Source organism: Streptomyces sp. DH12, from assembly GCF_020873895.1.
Taxonomy (GTDB): domain Bacteria; phylum Actinomycetota; class Actinomycetes; order Streptomycetales; family Streptomycetaceae; genus Streptomyces.
Genome location: NZ_JAHWGT010001475.1, coordinates 1 through 407, shown reverse-complemented (window position 1 = coordinate 407; position 407 = coordinate 1). Strand labels below are relative to the sequence as shown.

The 407-nt window shown below is 73.5% G+C and carries 1 protein-coding gene; it reads right to left on the bottom strand.

Features of this window, described 5'->3' with window-relative positions:
• A partial coding sequence (locus LPA54_RS40640; protein WP_368857920.1) for a CpaE family protein occupies window positions 1-407 on the bottom strand: 407 nt, incomplete at both ends.

Below are 407 nucleotides of genomic sequence, written 5' to 3'. Positions count from 1 at the left end.
TCCGTGGACCGGGTGTGCCGGTTGACGACGACGGTCGTCTCCTCCGCCTTGCGGATCTGCAGCCGGTCCCACATCCGCACGGTCCGCTTGGCGCCCCGTACGGCGATGACGTCGGGGGTGGTGACCAGCAGGGACCGGTCGGCCATCTCCACCGCGGCCGCGCCCGCGCCGCCGAGCTGGGCGCCGCAGTCGATGACGACGACCTCGTAGCGGGAACGCAGGGCGCCGACGATGTGGCGGGCGGCCCGGTCGGTGACCTCCTCGCCGCGTTCGCCCTCGGCGGGGGCGAGCAGCAGCGCGAGTCCGCTGTCGTGGCGGAAGACGGCGTCGGCGAGGACGCGCGGGGAGATGTCGTTGATCGCGGCGAGGTCGACGACGGACCGGCGGAACTGGACGTCCAGGTAGGA